Below are 19,389 nucleotides of genomic sequence, written 5' to 3'. Positions count from 1 at the left end.
GCGTACGCAGTACACGCTAGGTCTACGGTGTAAACTTGTCAACGTGATCAGCAAAGAACCCGCCCGCAGGCTGGACCCGGACAAGGTCGTGGACAGTGCGCTCGCGATCGCGGACGACGAGGGACCGGCCGCCGTCACCCTCCGTCGGCTGGCCGGTCAGCACGAGGTCACGCCGATGGCGCTGTACCGGCACTTCAAGGACAAGGACGACCTGCTCGCCGCGCTCGGCGACCGGCTGCTGGCGGACGTCGTACTGCCGGAGCCGTCGGACGAGCCGTGGGATCAGCAGCTGCATGCCGTGCTGACGGCGTTCGTCACCGCGCTGCGAGGCCACCCGCGGCTCGCGGATCTCACCCTGACCCGCATCCTCGTGGCCGAGCCAGGGCTGGTGATGGCCGAGCGGACGATGGAGCTACTCACCGCGGGTGGGTTCTCCGTCGACGACGCGGCCGAGGTCGGGCGGCAGTCGATCTGCTCGCTGATCACGCTCGTCACCAACGACCCGATCGCGCGGGAGGCGAGCGACCCGATCACCCGTGAGGACTCGTTGCGGCGCAAGCGTGCGTCGCTGGCCTCACTGCCCCCGCGCAAGTACCCGCTCGTCACGTCCGCCGCGGACACCCTGGTGTGCCCGACCTCGACGGACCGGTACTACGAGCTCGGCATCGACCTGGTCGTCGCGGGCGTCCGCGGCGTACTGAAAGAGGAGAAGTAGCTTGGCACTCAGCGTCCTGACCTACCTGGAGCAGCACAGCCCGGACGAGATCTTGCCGGCCAACGAGCAGCCGATCGAGATCCGGCGGGTCGAGGAAGTCTCCCCGGAGTTCGCCCGCTACCTCTACACCGCGGTCGGCGGTCACTGGCACTGGATCGGCAAGCTCGGCTGGAACTGGGACCAGTGGACCGGCTGGCTGAGCCGGCCCGGGTTCGAGACATACGTGCCGTGGGTCGACGGCGTCCCGGCCGGGTACGTCGCCCTGCGCGGCGTCGGCAGCGAGGTCGAGATCGAGAACTTCGGGCTGCTGAAGGGTTTCATCGGCCGCGGTATCGGCGGCCACCTGCTGACTGTCGGGCTGCAGATGGCCTGGACGCTCGACGAGCGCCACGAAGGCGTCGACCCGATCACCCGGGTCTGGGTAAACACGAACACGCTCGACGGGCCGGCCGCCCTGGTCAACTACCAGGCCCGCGGCCTCAAGCCCTACAAGACGGTGGAGGAGGAACGCCCCGATGCCGACGGACCCGCGCCCGGTCCCTGGCCCGGCTGGTCCGGCCCACCCGGCGTGGTGCGTGAGGTCCCGGCAGGCTGACGGGGCTGGAGGTAGGGCGTCGACGACCAGACCGACCGAGAACCCAAGAGAACAAGGGGGTCTCGCCACGACGCGGCGAGACCCCTTGTGCTCAGAGACCGGACTCGAACACCACGCCACGGACCTCCACACCGAGGCCCTCGATCGAGGCGTCCGGGATCATCGCGGCCAGCTCGTACGCGCGCTCCGCCGAGGCCACGTCGACGATGTAGTAGCCGCCGAGGAACTCCTTCGCCTCCACGAACGGCCCGTCCGTCACCGCCGGAACCCCGTCGCGGACCTTGACCACGGCGGACTTGGCCGGCTCGGTGAGCGCGACTGTGCTGTGGAACTCCCCCGAGTCCTTGATGGTCGCCATGAACTTCTCGTGCCCCGCGCCGATCGCAGCCTGCTCCTCCTCGGTCAGCGCGGCCAGCACCTCGGCGTTGATGTTCAGCACCAGCAGATACTTCACGGTGTCTCCTTCATCCACGGCCCCCGGTTGGAGAGCCTCTCGCCCATCAGTACGGAGCCGGCCGCGCCATCTTGACATCGGATGCGCAGCAGAGCGGATAGCGTCGGCGGCATGGCCGAACTGAGTCTCACAGACATCCGGTCCGCCGCCGACCGGATCGCCGGAATCGCCCACCGTACGCCGGTCCTGACCTCGCGGACCCTGGACGAGCGAGTGGGCGCGCGGGTCTTCCTCAAGGCGGAGAACCTGCAGCGCATCGGCGCCTTCAAGTTCCGTGGCGCGTACAACGCGGTCAGCCGCCTGGCCCCGGAGCAGCTCCGGTACGGCGTCGCGGCGTACTCCTCCGGGAATCACGCCCAGGCCGTCGCGCTGGCGGCGCAGATCGCAGGGACGAAGGCGGTCATCCTGATGCCGGCGGACGCCCCGCCGACGAAGGTCGCGGCCACCCGTGGGTACGGCGCTGAGGTCGTCACGTACGACCGGTACGCGCAGGACCGGACCGCGCTCGCGAAGGAGCTGGCCTCCGAGCGGGGGCTCACGCTCATTCCGCCGTACGAGCACTACGACGTGATGGCGGGGCAGGGGACGGTCGCGCTGGAGCTGATCGAGGAGACCGGGCCGCTGGACGCGCTGCTCGTACCGGTCGGGGGCGGTGGGTTGATGGCCGGGTGCGCGACGGCAGCGACCGCCTTGGCACCCGGGATCCGGATGATCGGGGTCGAGCCGGCCGCCGGGGACGACCATGCCCGGTCGCTGGCAGCGGGTGAGCGGGTGGAGATCGACGTACCGCGGACGATCGCGGACGGGCAGGCGATCTCGACGCCGGGTGAGCTGACGTTCGCGGTGAACCGGCGGCTGGTGGACAGCTTCGAGCTCGTCACGGACGACGAGATCCTGGCCGCGATGGCGTTCGCGTTCGAGCGGCTGAAGATCGTGCTCGAGCCGAGTGGCGCGAGTGCGCTGGCGGCGTTGCTGGCCGGGCGGATCCAGTCGCTGCCGGAGCGCGTCGGGGTGGTGCTGTCCGGCGGGAACGTGGGCCTGGACCGGTTCCTGGAGCTGCTCGGGAAGTAGCTGAATGCGCAAGCACCTGAGGGTGCCCTGAGTACGCACTGTGCCCGTTGTCACAGAAAGCTACTAGCGACTGTGACTGAGGTCACATGAAAGCGCTCATTTGCCCGCTGAGCCCCGCTCAGACACGCTCAGGACACCTGATGTTCACCCTCGATCCCTGATCCGTCAGAGAGCCTTCCAGGGCCTTCCTGAGGGCTGCCTGTGGATCGGAGGGTTTGCGTCGTGATCGTTCTGTTATACAGTCGTCGGCGGTTCGGTAAACAACACGAACCGCATCTGTGTCAACGCCGAGCCCTGCCAGGCACAGTTGCTCCCCTCGAACAACCAAGGCAGGGGTGGGGGACCCAGGAGGTTGGGTCTCGACCGTGAGTGGTCGGAACCCTGGGGTGAAGTCCGCGGGAGCGGACCGGGCGATGAATCCCAGCCCGAACCCGACAGCTAACTCCGCAGGCGTCGGGAGACAACCATGCCCGTCACTGCCCGACGGACGTCGCTTTCGCGCGCCGTCAGTCAGACCAGCGAGCTGAGTACCAGGCCCACCGGCCGGACCCTCGCGAAGCACCGCAAGCCCACCAAGCCCGCGACTCCGCGGGCCGCAGCCGCTGTCCTCACAGTGGGCCTCACGGTCGGCGGTGGAGCCGCCATCACGCTCGCCGCACCTCCGGCCACCGCCTCGGCGGCGACCACCTCCGCCACCGCAACCACCACGCCGCGTGGCTACTGGAGCATCCCGAGTCGGCCGCTGCTCCGGTTCCGCGACAAGGGCCCCACCGTCAAGTACGTGCAGCGGGCCCTGCACCTCGGCCCGGACGGGTACTACGGCGCCAGCACCATCCGGATCCTGAAGAAGTACCAGGCATCCTGGGGTCTCAAGCCCACCGGGACGACGACCCGGGCGACCTGGGGCCGGCTGACCTACACCGCCAAGCGCGGACTGCTCTACGGTCCGTACGGCAAGAGCAGCGGCAACACCACCTTCCGCGCCAAGGTGCTGCGCGAGGCGGCGAAGCTGAAGGGCACGCCGTACCGCTACGGCGGCACGACCCCGCGTGGCTTCGACTGCTCCGGCTACACCGGCTACGTGTACAAGAAGGCCGGCAAGAAGCTGCCCCGCACCTCGCGTGCGCAGTACAGCGCGACCAAGCACATCAGCCGGTCCACGGCCAAGCCGGGTGACCTCGTCTTCTTCAAGAGCGGTGGCGGCGGCGTGTACCACGTCGGCATCTACGCCGGCGGCAACATGCTGTGGCACTCCTCGAAGCCGGGTGTCCCGGTCCGGAAGGCCAAGATCTGGACCAAGAGCGTGGCCTTCGGCCGCGTCTGAGCCAATCCCGTCAGCGTTTCCCTCCCCCCAGGATCGCTGACCTGAAACCGGTCGCGGGCCGTCGTCCCCCCACCCCTCCGACGGCCCCGGCCGGTTTCCCTTTCACCCGTCCAGCAGGCCCGCGTCGTGGGCGAGGATCGCGACCTGGACGCGGTTGGTGGCGTCCAGCTTCACCAGCACCCGGGAGACGTGCGCCTTCACCGTCGCCTCGCTCATGTACAGCGTCTTGCCGATGTCGGCGTTCGACAGCCCGCGCCCGACCGCGGCCAGCACCTCGCGCTCCCGGTCGGTGAGCACGGCGATCCGCTCCCGCGCCTGCCGCTGCCGGTCCGAGCGCGAGTCCGCCGCGAAGTGCCCGATCAGCCGCCGGGTCACCGCCGGCGACAACATGGCGTCCCCGGCCGCGACCACCTTCACCGCCTGCACCAGTTCCCGCGGCGGGGTGTCCTTGAGCAGGAACCCGCTCGCCCCGGCCTGCAGCGCCCGGAACACGTAGTCGTCCAGGTCGAACGTCGTCAGTACGACGACCTTCGGCGGATCCGGCAGCGCCTGCACCTCCCGGGTCGCCGCCAGCCCGTCCAGCCGTGGCATCCGGATGTCCATCAGGACGACGTCCGGCCGGTGCTTCACCACCATCGCCGCCGCGTCGGCGCCGTCCTCGGCCTCGGCGACCACCTCGAGGGCGTCGTCCGACTCGAGGATCATCTTCAGCCCGGCCCGGACCAGCGCCTCGTCGTCCACGATCAGCAGCCGCGTCATCGTTCCCCTTCGTCCACACCCGAGTCCGCACCCGGGTCCACACCTGACTCGACGTCGTCCCGGCCGTCCGGCCAGGGCAGCCAGGCGTCCACCTGCCAGCCGCCGTCCTGCGTCGGCCCGGTCGACAGCCGGCCGCCGACCAGCTGCACGCGCTCGCGCAGGCCGACGAGCCCCGCTCCGGCGCCTGGGAGCAGTGAACCAGCAGCGACCGGCCGCACGTTCGTCACCCTCACCCGGACGCCGTCTCCCCTGCTGCCATGGACGACGACCTCGGTCGAGGCACCCCGGGCGTGCTTGTGTACGTTGGTCAGCGACTCCTGCACCACGCGGTAGACCGTCCGCCCCACCGAGGTCGGTACGTCGTCCGGCAGCATGAACTCGCCCGTCACACTCACCCCGGCGCTCCGGGACGCCTGGACCAGGCGATCCAGGTCCGAGGCCCGCGGCACCGGAGTCAAGTCGGCTCCGTCGACGCTGAGGTCGGAGCGCAGTACGCCGAGGACCTCGCGCAGATCCTCCATCGCCTGCCGCGCGGTCTCGCGGATCAACCGGGCCGAGTCCTCCACCTTCTCCGGACCGACCGCCGGGTTCACCTCGAGCCCGCCGGCGTGCAGCGCGATCAGCGACACCTTGTGCGCGAGTACGTCGTGCATCTCCTGGGCGATCCGGGCGCGTTCGCCCAGCCGGGCCTGCTCGCCACGCAGCTCACGCTCGGCCTCGGCCCGCTCGGCGCGGTCCCGCAGCGACACCATGAGATCCCGGCGCGCGCCGACGTACGCGCCGACCGCGATCCAGGACCCGATCAGGAACGGCGCGGTGAACAACGCGACCCAGACCTCGCCGTCACCGGACGCCGTGTTGACGACGTAGGCGACGTAAGCGGCGAATCCGACGATGGCGAGGATCAGGTCGCGACGGCGGATGGCGAGGGTCAGCAGGGCGAGACCCATCGGCACGAAGATGGCGGCGGCCAACATCGCCGCGATGCTGACCAGGGTCACGGTGACCGGGAATCGCCGCCGCCAGAACAGGGCGACCGAGGCAACCACGCCGGCGCCGAGCACGAACCACGACTTGGTGTCCCAACCGGCGTCGGCGCCGGTGGAGGCGGCCTGGGCCACGATGGTCAGCAGGCTGAAGCCGACGAACAGGATGTCCCGCAGCCGCGGGGCATGCCGGGACAACCAGGCATGCCAGCGCTGCAGTCGTCGTCGCATTCTGTCAGCGTAGTTGCGGGGTCGGGGTGTTCTCTTCACCCGATCGGGTGGGTTCAGGGTCGTTCCCCGACGACTTTCGTAGGGGGTCGCCGCAGCCGCTCGTCCGATGTGCGACCGGGGTCCCGAACGGTTGACTCGTTGCCATGATCACCGTCGAGAACCTGACCAAGCGGTACGGCAGCACCACGGCCGTCCACGACGTCTCCTTCACCGTCCAGCCGGGCAGCATCACCGGATTCCTCGGCCCGAACGGGGCCGGCAAGTCCACCACGCTGCGGATGCTCACCGGGCTCACCCCGCCGACCTCCGGCACCGCGACCATCACCGGCAAGCGGTACGTCGACCTGCCCAACCCGGGCCGGGTCGTCGGGGTCATGCTCGATGCCGCGGCGCAGCACCCGGGCAGGACCGGACGGGAGACGCTCCTGCTCAACGCGAGCCTGCTCGGTGTCCCGAAGTCGCGGGTGGACGAGATGCTCGAGGCCGTCGGCCTCAGCCATGCCGCCAAGCGTCGGGTCGGGCAGTACTCGCTGGGGATGCGGCAGCGGCTCGGGATCGCGAGCGCGCTGCTCGGCGACCCCGCCGTACTGATTCTGGACGAGCCGGCCAACGGCATGGACCCGGAGGGCATCCGGTGGATGCGCGGGCTGCTGCAGGACTTCGCCTCCCGCGGCGGCACGGTGATCCTGTCCAGCCACCTGCTGGGCGAGGTCCAGGCGACCGTCGACCGGCTGGTCGTCATCGGCGGCGGCCGGATCGTGGCCGACGGCTCGCTGGAGGAGCTGCTGGCCGGAAGCGGCACGCTGGTTCGCGGTCTCGACCCGATCGGCCTGAACCAGGCCCTGACCGCCGCCGGGCTGCACCTCGAGCCGCTCGCCGAAGGCGCGCTCCGCGTCGACGCCACCGCAGAGCAGGTCGGCCGGGCCGCGGCGGCCGCCGGCCAGATCCTGCTCGAACTCCGCCAGAGCGACGGCGCCGGGCTGGAGGACCTGTTCTTCCAGCTGACCACGCCCATCGCCGAAGCCGCCTGACCACGCCTACTCTTCTGGAGCTCATAGACATGACCACTCTCACCGAAGCCGCTCCGCCGGCCCCGGCCAAGCACCGGGCCGAGGTGGCGACCGCGCTGCCGCCCGCGCGCGGCCAGTCCTTCCTCAAGCTCGTCACCATCGAACTGCGCAAGTCCCTGAACACCCGCAGCGGCCGGGTCCTGATCGCCGCCGTCCTGCTGCTCGCCGTCGCCGCGATCGGCTGGCAGCTCACCCACCTGCCGCAGGGACCCGCCGGGTTCGACGGCTTCCTCGGCGCCGCGTCCACCGGCGTGATGCTGATCCTGCCGGTCATCGGCGTGATGGCGATGACGAGTGAGTGGACCCAGCGGACCGCGCTGACCACGTTCACGCTGTCGCCGCGCCGGGTCCGGGTCCAGCTGGCCAAGTTCGTCTCCGCGATCGTGCTGAGTGTCGTGGTGATGACCGGTGTCGTCGCCCTCGCCCTGGCCGGTACGGCACTCGCTGGAGCGGTCACCGACCACACGACGTCGTACGCCGACCTGGGTGGGCAGCTGGCCGGGGCCTACCTGACCGTCGCGCTCAACGTGGTGATGGGCGCCGCCTTCGGCGCGGTGATCGCCCAGACCGCGGTCGCCATCCTGGTGTACTTCATCGCCCCGACCGCCTGGTCGCTGGCCGGGCCGGCGCTGTTCAAGGACAACGCGAACTGGCTGGACGTGTTCGGCGCCTTCGGCCGGATCATCGAGCGCGACCTGAACGGGATGCTGCCCGAGACGCTCACCGCGATCGGGATCTGGATCGTGCTGCCGACCATCGTGGGACTGTGGGCAAGCTCACGTCGCGAGGTCAAGTAGCTGTTAAGCAGCGGGGGATCGACGCGGTGGGGTGGGCCGGTTCGAGGGGACCGGCGCACCCCGCCGACGGTGTGATCGGACCTCTCGGGGTCCAGCCAGGGGGCCGGTGCGTGTGTCGATCCCGTGCTCCGGGTATCCTAGAAACACGATTACTGACGACTGATCCGTGGGCGCCACGCTGCGTACCCGGTTGACTTGTGCGAGGGGGTCGACGCTATGGGGCGCGGCCGTGCAAAGGCCAAGCAGACGAAGGTCGCTCGCGACCTGAAGTACCGCACCTGGGACACCGACTTGGACCAGCTCAAGCGAGAGCTGTCCGGTGACCAGGGGAGCGACCGTTCTGCCAACGGCGAGAACGACGGCGACGACTACGACGCCGACGACTACCACCCCCGTCGGTAAGCAACAGCTCGGCTGACCTGCTCAGCGCCCTCAGGGGTGGCTGAGCAGTTAGTCGCGCGTCCGACGAGCTTCACCACACCAGCAGTAGCCGGAGCGGTCCCGCCTGCTCGAAAGCCGGCGGGACTTCCTCGGTGCCTCGGTCAGCCGCTCAGCGGTCGGCCTACTTGGCGTACACGCCTTCCAGCGTGACGGTCCCGCCCGCGGTCGGGCCGACCTCGCCGCACACCCATGCCGGGATGTCGCGCGCCGCCAGCGCCGCGATCGCCTGGTCCGCCACCGACGGATCCAGTACGGCGACCATCCCCGCCCCCATGTTGAGCGTCTTCTCCAGCTCGGGCAGCGCCACGTCGCCGAGCAGCCCGACCAGCCCGAAGATCGGGTCCGGCGTCCAGGTGGACCGGTCGATCCGGACCGACAGCTCGTCCGGGATGACCCGGGCCAGGTTGGCCGCGAACCCGCCGCCGGTGATGTGCGACATCGCGTGCAGCGGCTTGGCGTCGCCCTCGAACTCGCCGTTCAGCTCCTGGATCAGCTCCAGGCAGTGCTTGGCGTAGACCCGGGTCGGGGTCAGCAGCACCTCACCCAGCGTGGTCCCCAGCTCCGGCACCTCGCGGTCCAGCGTCCAGCGCGCCCGCTGGAGGAACACGTGCCGGACCAGCGAGTACCCGTTCGAGTGCAGGCCCGAGGATCCCATCGCCACGACCACGTCACCCGCGCGGACCCGTTCCGCACCCAGCACCTCGTCGGCCTCGACGACACCGGTCGCTGCGCCGGCGACGTCGTACTCGTCCGGCTCGAGCAGGCCCGGGTGCTCGGCGGTCTCGCCGCCGACCAGCGCCGTACCGGCCTCGACACAGGCCTCGGCGATGCCCTTCACGATCTGCGCGATCGTCTCCGGGACCACCTTGCCGGTGCAGATGTAGTCGGTCATGAACAGCGGCTCGGCGCCGCACACGACCAGGTCGTCGACGACCATGCCGACCAGGTCGAACCCGATCGTGTCGTGCTTGTCGAGCTTCTGCGCGATCGCGACCTTGGTGCCGATCCCGTCGGTCGAGGTCGCCAGCAGCGGCCGCCGGTACGACGTCAGCGCGGTGGCGTCGAACAGCCCGGCGAACCCGCCGAGCCCGCCGACCACCTCGGGGCGGGTCGCCTTCGCCACCCACTCCTTCATCAGCTCGACGGCCCGGTCCCCGGCCTCGATGTCGACTCCGGCGGCGGCGTAGCTCCCATCACTCACGGTTCTTCTCCTCGGTACGGCGTACGCCCGTTACGGGCAGCCCATTACGGACGGCCCATTACGGACGGCTGAGTGCGTCGGCGGCGCCGGCGCCACCGGAGACAGTGGCCAGGCCGTCGATGTCGGTGGCCACCGGCAGCTCCAGCAGGTGCTTGCCGAGGTGCTCCGGGTCCGGCAACTCGACCGGGTAGACCCCGTCGAAGCAGGCACGGCAGAGCCGCTCCTTCGGCACCGTGGTGGACTCGACCAGCGCGTCCAGGCTGATGTAGCCGAGCGAGTCGGCGCCCAGCGAGCGGCAGATCTCCTCGGTGTTCAGGCCGTTCGCGATCAGCTCGGCGCGACTGGCGAAGTCGATGCCGTAGAAGCACGGCCACTTCACCGGCGGCGCCGTGATCCGGACGTGGATCTCCTTGGCGCCGGCCTCGCGCAGCATCCGGATCACCGCCCGCTGGGTGTTGCCGCGGACGATGGTGTCGTCGACCACGACCAGCCGCTTGCCCTCGATCACCTCGCGCAGCGGGTTCAGCTTGAGCCGGATGCCGAGCTGGCGGATGGTCTGGCTGGGCTGGATGAAGGTGCGGCCGACGTACGCGTTCTTGACCAGGCCGGAGCCGTACGGGATGCCGGACTCCTCGGCGTACCCGATCGCGCCGGGGACGCCGGACTCCGGGGTGGCGATCACCAGGTCGGCCTCGGCCGGGTGCTCGCGGGCCAGCCGGCGGCCGATCTCGACCCGGGTGGAGTGGATCCGCTGACCGGAGATCTGGGTGTCCGGGCGGGCCAGGTAGACGAACTCGAACAGGCAGCCCTTGGGGTCGGCCTCGGCGAACCGGGTCGAGCGCAGCCCCTCGGCGTCGATCGCGACGATCTCGCCGGGCTCGATCTCCCGGATGAAGGAGGCGCCGACGATGTCCAGGGCGGCGGTCTCGCTGGCGACCACCCAGCCGCGCTCCAGCCGGCCCAGCACCAGCGGGCGGATGCCCTGCGGGTCGCGGGCGGCGTACAGCGTGTTCTCGTCCATGAAGACCAGGCTGAAGGCGCCCTTCACCTTCGGCAGGATCTTGGCCGCCGCCTGCTCGATGGTGAGGTCCGGGTAGCCGGCCAGCATCGAGGTCAGGATGTCGGTGTCCGAGGAGGCGCTGTGCTTGGCGTTCGCCTTCGCGTGCTCGACCTCGACGTCCAGGCCGAGATCCAGGTCACCGCCGCCGTTGAGGCTCGCGGCCAGCTCACCGGTGTTGGTGAGGTTGCCGTTGTGACCGAGAGCGATCGACCCGGTCGCGGTGGACCGGAACGTCGGCTGCGCGTTCGCCCACACGCTCGACCCGGTGGTCGAGTACCGGCAGTGACCGATCGCGATGTGCCCCCGCAGTGAGGCCAGGGTCGCCTCGTCGAACGCCTGGCTGACCAGACCCATGTCCTTGTAGACGAGGATCTGGCTGCCGTTGCTGACTGCTATGCCAGCCGACTCCTGCCCGCGGTGCTGCAGAGCGTAGAGCCCGAAATAGGTGAGTTTGGCGACCTCTTCCCCCGGCGCCCAAACCCCGAAGACGCCACACGCGTCCTGCGGGCCAAGGTCCTGCGGGTCCAGGTCATGAGTGAGCCGACCATCGCCACGAGCCACGCCAGCAGTCTACGGGACGCGGAACAGCCCTCCGGACACCACCGATCCCGGTGGACTACCAGCAGGTCATTCCGATGCATCCGGGCCGGCTGCCCGCGGCGACGGTCGTGAGGGACGTCGGGGCGGCGGGCAGCAGGAGCAGTCCGAGGCTGACTACAGTCAGCAACTTCTTGATCACAACTTGTCCCTTCGAAATAATTCCGGAACCAACTGCCGGGTCTCACTGTCGAAGCACTGTGTATATGGTCGGTTCCACCAAGTCCTGAGGAGAGAAGAAAAGTGTTCGAGCCGCTGGGGGTGGACGAAGCCACTTTCGCGGTCTATCACGCCCTCCTCAGCCACCCAGACAGTACGCCGGAGCAGATTGCCGCGCTAGTAAAAAGTCCGTTGCCGCAGGTTCAGCAGCGGATGGACACTCTGCGCGAACTCGGCCTGCTGGTGCCGACCTGGACCGACCCGGACAGTGAGCACGCAGTGCACCCGCGGGTCGGCCTGACCGGTCTCGCCGAGCGGCGGCGCACCGAGCTGAACATGGCGCTCGGTGAGCTTCGCGAGGCCGAAGCCTCGGCCGAGATCGTCGCGGAGCAGTACAACGAGTTACTGACGGCCCGGAGCAGCGGCGACGTCGAGGTGCTGAAGGGCCGGGCGAACGCGTCGCGCCGGATCGAGGAGCTCGGCCTGAAGGCCCGGGAGACGTTCTGGGGCCTGGTGCCCGCTCACATCGACGACACCATCCAGCCGATGGACCGGTCGCCTGACCTGCCGTTGCTCGAGCGCGGGCTGAAGATGCGGACCGTCTACCTGCAGAGCATGACCGCGTCGAAGCAGGCGCTGGACTACGCCGCGGCGATGCACCGGCTCGGCGGTGAGGTGCGGGCGACCCCGACGCTGCCGATGCGGCTGCTGATCTTCGACCAGGAGATCGCGATCATGCCGATGGACCCGGAGAACCCGACGGCCGGCGCGGTCATCCACCGGTCCCCGGCCGTCGTCTCGGTGGCCCTCGCGCTCTTCGACTCCTACTGGTCCCGGGCGACCGAACTGTTCGCCCCGGAGGACCGCGACGACAACACCCCGCTGACACCGCACGAAGCCGAAGTTCTGCGTTTGCTCGCAGGCGGCGCGAAAGACGAACAGGTCGCGCGTTTGCTGGGTATTTCTTTGCGTACTGCCCGGCGAATTACCGCGAACCTTTCCGAGCGTCTCGACGCCGCCAGCCGATTTGAATTGGGCGTGGCCGCGGCAAAACGCGGCTGGGTCTGACCGGACCGGCAATTCCGGCCGAATTCCCCGGGTACGGCGCCCGCGCCCGGACGCCTGTGTCCGCAAGGATTCCCGGCCGGCGCATCCGGTCTGTACCGCTGGCCGGCGACCCGGGCAGGAAGATGCCAAACGCTTGATTATCCGGGTTTGGCGTGGTTTAGTTCGCGGCTTTCGCCGTTGACAACGTAATCGGGGTCAGACCATCTTGAGGGCGGCGAGGAGTTTGGTGAGCGAGTCACGGGCGTCGCCGAACAGCAGCGTGGTTCGCGGGTCGTAGAGGAGCTCGTTCTCGATACCGGCGAAACCGGGCCGCATCGAGCGTTTGAGGAAGATGACCCGCTGGGCCTCGTCGGCGTTCAGGATCGGCATCCCGTAGATCGGGGCGCTCGGGGTGGTGCGGGCGGCCGGGTTGACCACGTCGTTGGCGCCGACCACCAGGACCACGTCGGTGGACTTGAAGTCGCCGTTGATGTCGTCCATCTCACGCAGCTGCTCGTACGGCACCTGCGCCTCGGCCAGCAGCACGTTCATGTGGCCCGGCATCCGGCCCGCGACCGGGTGGATCGCGTAGTCGACCTTCACGCCGCGGCTCTGCAGCTCCTCGACCAGCTCGCGCAGGGTGTGCTGGGCCTGGGCGACCGCGAGGCCGTACCCGGGCACGACGATGACCTTGTTCGCGTACCCGAGCAGGATCGCGACATCCTCCGCGCCACCCGAGATGACCGGCCGCTCGGACGCCGTACCGGCGCCCAGGGTCGAGCCGCCGCGGATCGCGCCGAACAGGATGTTGTAGAGCGAGCGGCCCATCGCATCGGCCATCAGCTTGGTCAGCAACGTACCGGCCGCACCGACCAGGGTGCCGGCCACCAGCAGCAGCGTGTTGCCGAGCACGTACCCGCCGGCCGCGACCGTGAGGCCGGTGAAGGCGTTCAGCAGCGAGATCACGATCGGGACGTCGGCGCCGCCCACCGGCAGCACCAGCATGACGCCGACCGCGAGCCCGAGCAGGCAGAGCAGAACGCCGACCCACACCCGCGGGTCGGAGACCAGCCAGCCGGCCAGCGCGATGCCGCCGATGATCGCGGCGATGAACAGCACCGGCAGCCCGGGGAACGTCACCGGCCGGGTCGTCATCAGCTCCTGCAGCTTGGCGAAGGTGACGATCGAGCCGGAGAAGCTGATCGCGCCGACCAGGATGGTGAACGCGGTCGCGATCGCGGCGACGGTCTGGCCGTCGCGGACGTCGCCGAGCTCCATCAGCGCGACCAGGGCGGCCGCGCCGCCGCCGACGCCGTTGAACAGGGCAACGAGCTGCGGCATGTGGGTCATCTGCACCCGGCGGGACCCGACCACGCCGCCGACGGTGCCGACGGCCAGCGCGATCAGGATCGGCGCCAGGTGGTCCGGCTTGTAGGCGACGAAGGTGATCACCACCGCGAGCACCGCGCCGGCCGCGCCGAGCGCGTTACCGGCCCGGGCGGACTTCGGCGACGACAGCGCCTTCAGCGCGACGATGAAGCAGACCGCGGCGACCAGGTAGCCGATCTGGGCCCAGGTGGGGATCACTTGCGCAGCTCCTTCTTGCGAGCCCCCGGACCTTTGAACATCTGCAGCATCCGGTCGGTGACCACGAACCCGCCGACCATGTTGACGGTCGCCAGGACGACGGCCAGCAGCCCGACCGCCACCACGATCGCGGACTCGGCCTGGCCGGTGACGATGATGGCGCCGACCAGGATGACACCGTGGATCGCGTTCGCCCCGGACATCAGCGGGGTGTGCAGGGTCGAGGAGACCTTGCTGATCACCTCGACGCCGACGAACGCGGCCAGCACGAAGATCGTCAGCAGCGCGATGGACTCGCTCACGGGGCTTGTCCTTCCAGAAGTTCACGGGTCGGCTCGTGCAGCACGCTGCCGTCGTGGGTGACGCAGCAGCCGCGGACGATCTCGTCGTCGAAGTCCGGATCGAACGCCGCATTGCGGGTCATCAGCCGGATCAGGTTGGCGATGTTCTGACCGTAGAGCCGGCTGGCCGGTCCGGCCAGCTGACTGGGCACATTCGCGCCACCCCAGACCAGCGCGTCGCCGATGGTCAGCTCGGTGCCGGCGACCGACCCCTCGACGTTGCCGCCCTGCTCGGAGGCCAGGTCGACCACGACCGAGCCGGGCTTCATCTGCTCGACCATCGAGCGCGACACCAGGATCGGCGCAGTCCGCCCCGGTACGGCGGCTGTGGTGATCAGGGCGTCCGCGGCGGCGACGTACGGGGTGAGCAGCTCGCGCTGCAGCTGGGCGCGTTCCGGTGTCATCTCGCGGGCGTAGCCGCCGGGGCCGTCCAGCGTCCCGAGCTCCAGCTCGATCGGTACGGCGCCCATCGACGCGATCTCCTCGGCGGCCGCCGTGCGGACGTCGTACGCCTTCACGACGGCACCGAGGCGCTTGCAGGTCGCGATCGCCTGCAGGCCGGCCACACCGGCGCCCAGGATGAGGACTTGAGCGGGTGGGACCGTGCCGGCCGCGGTCATGTTCAGCGGGAAGAAGCGCGGCAGCCGTTCGGCCGCGACGATCGCGGCGCGGTAGCCGGCGACCAGGGCCTGCGAGGACAGCGCGTCCATCGACTGGGCCCGGGAGATCCGCGGGATCAGCTCCATCGCGAACGCGGTGAGCTTGGCCCGGGTGGCGGTCCGGACCACATCCGGCGGATTCGTCGGCAGGAACGACATCAGCGCCGTACCGGCGTGCAGCCGCTGCAGGCGCTCGCGCTCCAGCGGCTGCACCGACGCCACGATGGTGGCCGCGTGGTCGGCGCCCCAGGCGACGTCGGCCCCGGCGTCGCGGTACTGCTCGTCGGAGTACAGCGCTCGTTCGCCGGCGGCCGGCTCGACCGCCACCTCATAGCCGAGCTCGATGAGTTTCGCGACTTGTTCCGGCACCAGCGCAACCCGGCGCTCGGCCGGTCTGGTCTCCCGTACGACTGCGATCTTCACTCGCCGAAACCTATGCCAAACACTGGGTCGCCGGAAAGCCCGGTCAGGCTTGGTCGGCCAGGTTCTGGAGCAGGAGGGCCTCGGCGAGGCAGACCTTGCGGAACTCCGCCAGGTGCAGACCCTCGTCGATTCCGTGCGCGCGGGTGTCCGGATCCTCCACGCCGGTGACCAGGATCGAGGCCTCCGGGAAGGCCTGCTGGAACTCGGCGATGAACGGGATCGACCCGCCCATGCCCATGTCGATCGGCTCGACTCCCCACGCCGTCTTGAAGGCGGCTCGGGCTGCTTCGTACCCGGCGCCGCGCGCGTTGATGCTGCACGGCTGGCCGGTCTGCCCGTCGGTGACGGTGACCTGCGCACCCCACGGCGCATTGTTCTCGAGGTGTTCCCTCAGCGCCGCGCTCGCCTTGATCGCGTCGTCGCCGGGCGCGACCCGCAGGCCTACCTTGGCGCGCGCGACCGGCACCAGCGTGTTGCTGGCCTCGGCCACCGACGGGGTGTCGATGCCGAGGATGGCGATCGACGGACGCGTCCACAGCCGGTCGACGAGCGAGCCGGAACCGGTCAGCCGGACCGAGTCCAGCACACTCGACTCGGCCCGCAGCCGGTCCTCGGGGTACACGACATCCGCCGCCCGCGAGGCGTGCAGACCGTCCACGGCGACGTCGCCCTTGTCGTCGTGCAGGGTCGCGAGCAGTCGGCACAACGCCGACAGCGCGTCCGGAATCGGGCCGCCGAACAGGCCGGAGTGAACCGCGTGGTCGAGGGTGCGGACCTCGACGTACGACTCGACCAGGCCGCGCAGCGACACGGTCAGCGCCGGCTGGCCGATATCCCAGTTGCCCGAGTCCGCGATGACGATCGCGTCGGCGGCAAGCTCCTCGGAGTACTCGTCCAGCAGTTGCAGCAGGGTCGGTGAGCCGATCTCCTCCTCACCTTCGACGAACACCGTCACGCCCACCGGCAGGTCGTTGCCAAAGGCCCGTACGGCGGCCAGGTGCGCAGCGATCCCCGCCTTGTCGTCGGCCGCGCCCCGGCCGTACAGCCGGTCCCCGCGCTCAGCCGGCTCGAACGGGTCGGAGGTCCACTGCTCGACCGGTCCGGTCGGCTGGACGTCGTGGTGCGCGTACAGCAGGACCGTCGGCTTCCCGGCCGGGGCCGCCTTCTTAGCGATCACCGCGGGCGCGCCGTCGCCGGCGCGGACGATCTTCACCGTGAAGCCCTCGGCCTCGAACAGCGAGGCGGTCGCCTCGGCGGAGCGCTGGACGTCGGCCGCGCGGGCCGGTTCGTAGCTGACCGACGGGATCCGGATGAGGTCCTCGAGGTCGGCACGGACGCTGGGCAGAACGCGGTCGATCGCCGCGGACAGATCGGTCATGCGCCTACCGTACGGCGTCCGTTCGGGAGCGCGACGCCCGCTACACCCTCGCGCGTTACTCATTGCCGATTTACTCTGGAATTGTCGTAGGTTTCCGCCCAACCTCGAAGGACAACGCCCATGTCCAGACGACTGACAGCCATCTTCGCTGCCCTCCTTACCTCCGCTGCCACGCTGACCGCCGGACTGCCGGCCAGTGCCGCGATCAGCTGTGACACCGCCACCAGTGGCGGCTCGACCTTCTACGACGGCCCATCCGCGTCGTACAAGTACGACGCCCGCTTCAGCAACAGCGCGAGCATCCCCAACCTGAGCACGCACACCCCTCAAGGCGCCGGCACTTGGTACAACTGGGACGGCACCGGCAAGAACCTCCTGCTGGTCGGCTCCTACCGCACCGGCGCCGACTCGCAGATCTACGGCATCGACCCGGCCACGGGCGCCACCGTCGGCGTGGTCGCGATCGCTGAGTCGCACGTCGGCGGCATCACGGTCAGCAAGGGCTGGGCCTTCGTGTCCGGCCAAGGCAGCAGCATCCGCAAGTACCGGCTGACGGCCTTGCGTGATGCGCTGAAGGCTGCGGGTACGCCGTACCTCACGCAGGTCGGGACCGCGCGGGACGTGGCTGCCTCGTCGTTCATCGGGAGCTACGGCGACTCGCTGTTCTCGGGATCGTTCAACTCCGAGGGTCGCGGGATCATGTACGAGTACAAGATCGCCGACGACGGGACGCTGACCACGGTGGCCGGCGCGTGGGAGGTGCCGACCAAGACGCAGGGCCTGACGGTGACCGCGAACCACTTCATCTACAGCACGTCGTACGGGCGCACCAACCGCAGCAACATCTACGTGGTGAAGCGCGGCCAGAAGGACCTGGACGCGGCGGCACTGAGCTGCTTCCGGGCCCCGAGCATGACGGAGGGCATCACGGAGTACAACGGAACGGCGTACCTGGTCTACGAGTCCGCCTCACACCTCTACGGCTCCGACCCGGCCACCCTCAACGTCATCCCCCGCATGCACAAGGCAACCATCTCGTCGCTGACGTCGCTCGTCCCTTAGGGCGTGTACGACGCCGAGTCCAGGACGGCCTGCCTGTTCTCGGGGTTGTCGTCACGCACCTGGACCTGCAGGAGCTTTCCATCAGGTTGCAGGATGAACCGCTCCAAGACGGTGTGCGCGTCCGAGCACGGGTAGCGGAAGAGGACCGCCTGCTGACCATCGACGTCCTGTTTCTCCCCCGCGATCGCCTGGCAGCCCGGCGGAGGTGTCGCGGTGGTCGGCAGCTCGGTCTTGCTGGTGATGCCGAGATACACACCATCGGTTTGGCTGGACTTGCCCCAGTCCGCGGTGTTGGTGCTCACCAGCAGCGCAGGTCCGTCTCCCCGCTCGGCTTTCTGCGTCCACTCCCTCGGCACTTCGACGGACAGCCCGCTGTACTCGACGGTCGCCGGGCGGGTCAGCACGAACTGGTAACCCGCGTAGCCACCGCCGGCGGCGAGGACGAGGGCGACCAGTGCGGCGATGACGCGGCCGCGGACCGAGCGTTTTGGTTTGGTCGCGACTGTGGACTGGTTGGCGCTGGCGAGGGCGGTGGCCTGGTCGACGTCGGCGGGTGGGGCGGCGGGGGTTGGCATCTCGGCGGCCGGGACCAGGCCGGGCGGGACCTCGCCGGTGGTGTGCGCGTCGCGCAGGGCGTTGAGGAAGCTGTCCAGGTCCGGCCAGCGCTTGTCCCGGTCCGGCTCGAGGGCACGCCGTACGACGACGTCGATCGCGTCCGAGATGTCCTCGCGCAGGGTCGCCATCGACGGCGGCGGGGTGTCGATCTGCATCACGGCGCTCAGGCTCGCCACGCCGTACGGCGCCTGGCCGGTGAAGGCGGCGTACGCGACCGCGCCCAGCGAGTAGAGGTCGGCCCGGTGGTCCAGCCGCTCGCCGCGGACCTGCTCGGGCGCGACGTACGCCGGGGTGCCGCCGGGCATCGTGATCCGGGAGACCTCGGCCAGCGACTTGCCCAGCCCGAGGTCGGACAGCATCGCGCGGTCGCCGGCCGGGTCGGTGCGGAACAGCACATTCGCCGGTTTCACGTCGCGGTGCAGGACGCCACGACTGTGTAGGTGCTTCAGGCCCCGGCCGACCTGGCCGATCACCCGGACCACCTCGGCGATCTCGAGCGGGCCGGCCTTGATCCGTTCCGCGAGAGTGCCGCCGTCGGCGTACGTGAGCACCATGAACGGGCGGCCGTCCTCGGCCTCACCGATGTCGTGGACGCCGACGACGTACAGCGAGTCGACCTTGCGCAGGAACCGGCCCTCGGCCAGGAACCGGCGCCGGACGTCCTCGTCCTCGATCCAGTTGTCGGAGAGGATCTTGACCGCGACCTCGGCGTCCAGCTGCTCGTCCCGGGCCAGCCAAACGGTCGCGAAACCTCCGGCACCCACCCGGCGGACCAGGGAGTACCGGCCGATCCGGGGTGGCTGGTCCATGGCGCAAT

19 protein-coding genes and 1 riboswitch are annotated in these 19,389 nt (G+C 69.7%); of the genes, 9 read left to right on the top strand and 10 right to left on the bottom strand.

Translation table 11 applies throughout. The features are described from left to right. Positions 1-43: 43 nt before the first annotated feature. Together ACIBGM_RS14130 and ACIBGM_RS14125 are read left to right on the top strand one after the other, a co-directional pair. Positions 44-715, top strand: a complete 672-nt coding sequence (locus ACIBGM_RS14130) for a TetR/AcrR family transcriptional regulator (RefSeq protein WP_396385675.1) — start codon at positions 44-46, stop codon at positions 713-715. 1 nt (position 716) lies between these two features. Then, the gene (locus tag ACIBGM_RS14125) at positions 717-1,310 is read left to right on the top strand and encodes a GNAT family N-acetyltransferase (protein WP_396385674.1); all 594 of its coding nucleotides are present in this window, start codon (positions 717-719) and stop codon (positions 1,308-1,310) included. A gap of 91 nt (positions 1,311-1,401) precedes the next feature. Here the strand turns inward: ACIBGM_RS14125 and ACIBGM_RS14120 are convergent, their stop codons facing one another. Further along, entirely contained in the window at positions 1,402-1,764 is a 363-nt protein-coding gene (locus ACIBGM_RS14120; protein ID WP_360524683.1) for a YciI family protein, read from the bottom strand. Between the two features lie 111 nt (positions 1,765-1,875). Here ACIBGM_RS14120 and ACIBGM_RS14115 point away from each other — a divergent pair, with 111 nt between their 5' ends. Together ACIBGM_RS14115 and ACIBGM_RS14110 are read left to right on the top strand one after the other, a co-directional pair. After that, positions 1,876-2,835, top strand: coding sequence for a pyridoxal-phosphate dependent enzyme (locus ACIBGM_RS14115; protein ID WP_396385673.1), 960 nt, complete (start codon positions 1,876-1,878; stop codon positions 2,833-2,835). Between the two features lie 275 nt (positions 2,836-3,110). Then, positions 3,111-3,302: riboswitch (cyclic di-AMP (ydaO/yuaA leader) on the top strand. Further along, positions 3,302-4,159 (top strand): NlpC/P60 family protein, encoded by an 858-nt coding sequence (locus tag ACIBGM_RS14110; protein ID WP_360524677.1) that lies wholly within the window; start codon positions 3,302-3,304, stop codon positions 4,157-4,159. It overlaps the preceding riboswitch by 1 nt. Before the next feature lie 102 nt (positions 4,160-4,261). Here ACIBGM_RS14110 and ACIBGM_RS14105 read toward each other — a convergent pair whose 3' ends face one another. Beyond that, positions 4,262-4,918 carry a response regulator transcription factor gene (locus ACIBGM_RS14105; protein ID WP_360524674.1) on the bottom strand — a complete coding sequence of 219 codons (657 nt, stop codon included), beginning with the start codon at positions 4,916-4,918 and terminating at the stop codon, positions 4,262-4,264. Then, complete coding sequence (locus ACIBGM_RS14100) at positions 4,915-6,135, bottom strand: histidine kinase (RefSeq protein ID WP_396385672.1); 1,221 nt, start codon at positions 6,133-6,135, stop codon at positions 4,915-4,917. Before ACIBGM_RS14100 ends, ACIBGM_RS14105 begins: the two co-directional genes overlap by 4 nt. Before the next feature lie 143 nt (positions 6,136-6,278). On the opposite strand from ACIBGM_RS14100, the gene ACIBGM_RS14095 reads away from it, so the two are divergent. From ACIBGM_RS14095 to ACIBGM_RS14085, 3 genes are all read left to right on the top strand, one after another. After that, positions 6,279-7,166: an ABC transporter ATP-binding protein gene (locus ACIBGM_RS14095; RefSeq protein WP_396385671.1), complete on the top strand. Its 888-nt coding sequence runs from the start codon at positions 6,279-6,281 to the stop codon at positions 7,164-7,166. Between the two features lie 29 nt (positions 7,167-7,195). Beyond that, complete coding sequence (locus ACIBGM_RS14090) at positions 7,196-8,002, top strand: ABC transporter permease (protein WP_396385669.1); 807 nt, start codon at positions 7,196-7,198, stop codon at positions 8,000-8,002. Positions 8,003-8,218: 216 nt separating this feature from the next. Next, the gene (locus ACIBGM_RS14085) at positions 8,219-8,404 is read left to right on the top strand and encodes a DUF3073 domain-containing protein (RefSeq protein ID WP_360524662.1); all 186 of its coding nucleotides are present in this window, start codon (positions 8,219-8,221) and stop codon (positions 8,402-8,404) included. A 160-nt stretch (positions 8,405-8,564) separates the two neighbouring features. Here ACIBGM_RS14085 and purM read toward each other — a convergent pair whose 3' ends face one another. Together purM and purF are read right to left on the bottom strand one after the other, a co-directional pair. After that, the gene (gene purM / locus ACIBGM_RS14080) at positions 8,565-9,644 is read right to left on the bottom strand and encodes a phosphoribosylformylglycinamidine cyclo-ligase (protein WP_396385668.1); all 1,080 of its coding nucleotides are present in this window, start codon (positions 9,642-9,644) and stop codon (positions 8,565-8,567) included. Between the two features lie 58 nt (positions 9,645-9,702). Then, a complete protein-coding gene (gene purF / locus ACIBGM_RS14075; RefSeq protein ID WP_396385667.1) occupies positions 9,703-11,265 on the bottom strand; it encodes an amidophosphoribosyltransferase in 1,563 nt (520 codons plus the stop codon). Between the two features lie 279 nt (positions 11,266-11,544). Here purF and ACIBGM_RS14070 point away from each other — a divergent pair, with 279 nt between their 5' ends. Beyond that, positions 11,545-12,528 carry a LuxR C-terminal-related transcriptional regulator gene (locus ACIBGM_RS14070; protein ID WP_396385666.1) on the top strand — a complete coding sequence of 328 codons (984 nt, stop codon included), beginning with the start codon at positions 11,545-11,547 and terminating at the stop codon, positions 12,526-12,528. 195 nt (positions 12,529-12,723) lie between these two features. Here ACIBGM_RS14070 and ACIBGM_RS14065 read toward each other — a convergent pair whose 3' ends face one another. Genes ACIBGM_RS14065 through ACIBGM_RS14050 form a run of 4 tightly spaced genes read right to left on the bottom strand, consistent with a single transcriptional unit; the run spans position 12,724 to position 16,895 of the window. After that, positions 12,724-14,094 (bottom strand): NAD(P)(+) transhydrogenase (Re/Si-specific) subunit beta, encoded by a 1,371-nt coding sequence (locus tag ACIBGM_RS14065; RefSeq protein WP_360524651.1) that lies wholly within the window; start codon positions 14,092-14,094, stop codon positions 12,724-12,726. Further along, positions 14,091-14,396 carry an NAD(P) transhydrogenase subunit alpha gene (locus tag ACIBGM_RS14060; protein ID WP_396385665.1) on the bottom strand — a complete coding sequence of 102 codons (306 nt, stop codon included), beginning with the start codon at positions 14,394-14,396 and terminating at the stop codon, positions 14,091-14,093. Before ACIBGM_RS14060 ends, ACIBGM_RS14065 begins: the two co-directional genes overlap by 4 nt. Beyond that, positions 14,393-15,517 (bottom strand): NAD(P) transhydrogenase subunit alpha, encoded by a 1,125-nt coding sequence (locus ACIBGM_RS14055; protein ID WP_396385663.1) that lies wholly within the window; start codon positions 15,515-15,517, stop codon positions 14,393-14,395. The genes ACIBGM_RS14060 and ACIBGM_RS14055 overlap by 4 nt, the downstream gene beginning before the upstream one ends. A gap of 43 nt (positions 15,518-15,560) precedes the next feature. Then, on the bottom strand, positions 15,561-16,895 hold the full coding sequence (locus tag ACIBGM_RS14050; protein WP_360524642.1) for a dipeptidase: 1,335 nt from the start codon (positions 16,893-16,895) through the stop codon (positions 15,561-15,563). A 120-nt stretch (positions 16,896-17,015) separates the two neighbouring features. On the opposite strand from ACIBGM_RS14050, the gene ACIBGM_RS14045 reads away from it, so the two are divergent. Continuing rightward, positions 17,016-17,957 carry a hypothetical protein gene (locus ACIBGM_RS14045; protein ID WP_396385662.1) on the top strand — a complete coding sequence of 314 codons (942 nt, stop codon included), beginning with the start codon at positions 17,016-17,018 and terminating at the stop codon, positions 17,955-17,957. Here the strand turns inward: ACIBGM_RS14045 and ACIBGM_RS14040 are convergent. Then, entirely contained in the window at positions 17,954-19,381 is a 1,428-nt protein-coding gene (locus tag ACIBGM_RS14040; protein ID WP_396385661.1) for a serine/threonine-protein kinase, read from the bottom strand. The genes ACIBGM_RS14045 and ACIBGM_RS14040 overlap by 4 nt on opposite strands. Positions 19,382-19,389 lie beyond the last annotated feature (8 nt).

The organism is Kribbella sp. NPDC050470 (assembly GCF_044458365.1).
Lineage (GTDB): Bacteria > Actinomycetota > Actinomycetes > Propionibacteriales > Kribbellaceae > Kribbella.
The sequence above is the reverse complement of the archived record's forward strand: the minus strand, read 5'-3'. Positions and strand labels throughout refer to the sequence as shown.

Bases quoted from the DNA above. Each gene is read 5' to 3' on its own strand.
- ACIBGM_RS14115 (WP_396385673.1), top strand. From the start codon at position 1,876: ATGGCCGAACTGAGTCTCACAGACATCCGGTCCGCCGCCGACCGGATC.
- ACIBGM_RS14110 (WP_360524677.1), top strand. From the start codon at position 3,302: ATGCCCGTCACTGCCCGACGGACGTCGCTTTCGCGCGCCGTCAGTCAG.
- ACIBGM_RS14105 (WP_360524674.1), bottom strand. From the start codon at position 4,918: ATGACGCGGCTGCTGATCGTGGACGACGAGGCGCTGGTCCGGGCCGGG.
- ACIBGM_RS14100 (WP_396385672.1), bottom strand. From the start codon at position 6,135: ATGCGACGACGACTGCAGCGCTGGCATGCCTGGTTGTCCCGGCATGCC.
- ACIBGM_RS14095 (WP_396385671.1), top strand. From the start codon at position 6,279: ATGATCACCGTCGAGAACCTGACCAAGCGGTACGGCAGCACCACGGCC.
- ACIBGM_RS14090 (WP_396385669.1), top strand. From the start codon at position 7,196: ATGACCACTCTCACCGAAGCCGCTCCGCCGGCCCCGGCCAAGCACCGG.
- ACIBGM_RS14085 (WP_360524662.1), top strand. From the start codon at position 8,219: ATGGGGCGCGGCCGTGCAAAGGCCAAGCAGACGAAGGTCGCTCGCGAC.
- ACIBGM_RS14050 (WP_360524642.1), bottom strand. From the start codon at position 16,895: ATGACCGATCTGTCCGCGGCGATCGACCGCGTTCTGCCCAGCGTCCGT.
- ACIBGM_RS14045 (WP_396385662.1), top strand. From the start codon at position 17,016: ATGTCCAGACGACTGACAGCCATCTTCGCTGCCCTCCTTACCTCCGCT.
- ACIBGM_RS14040 (WP_396385661.1), bottom strand. From the start codon at position 19,381: ATGGACCAGCCACCCCGGATCGGCCGGTACTCCCTGGTCCGCCGGGTG.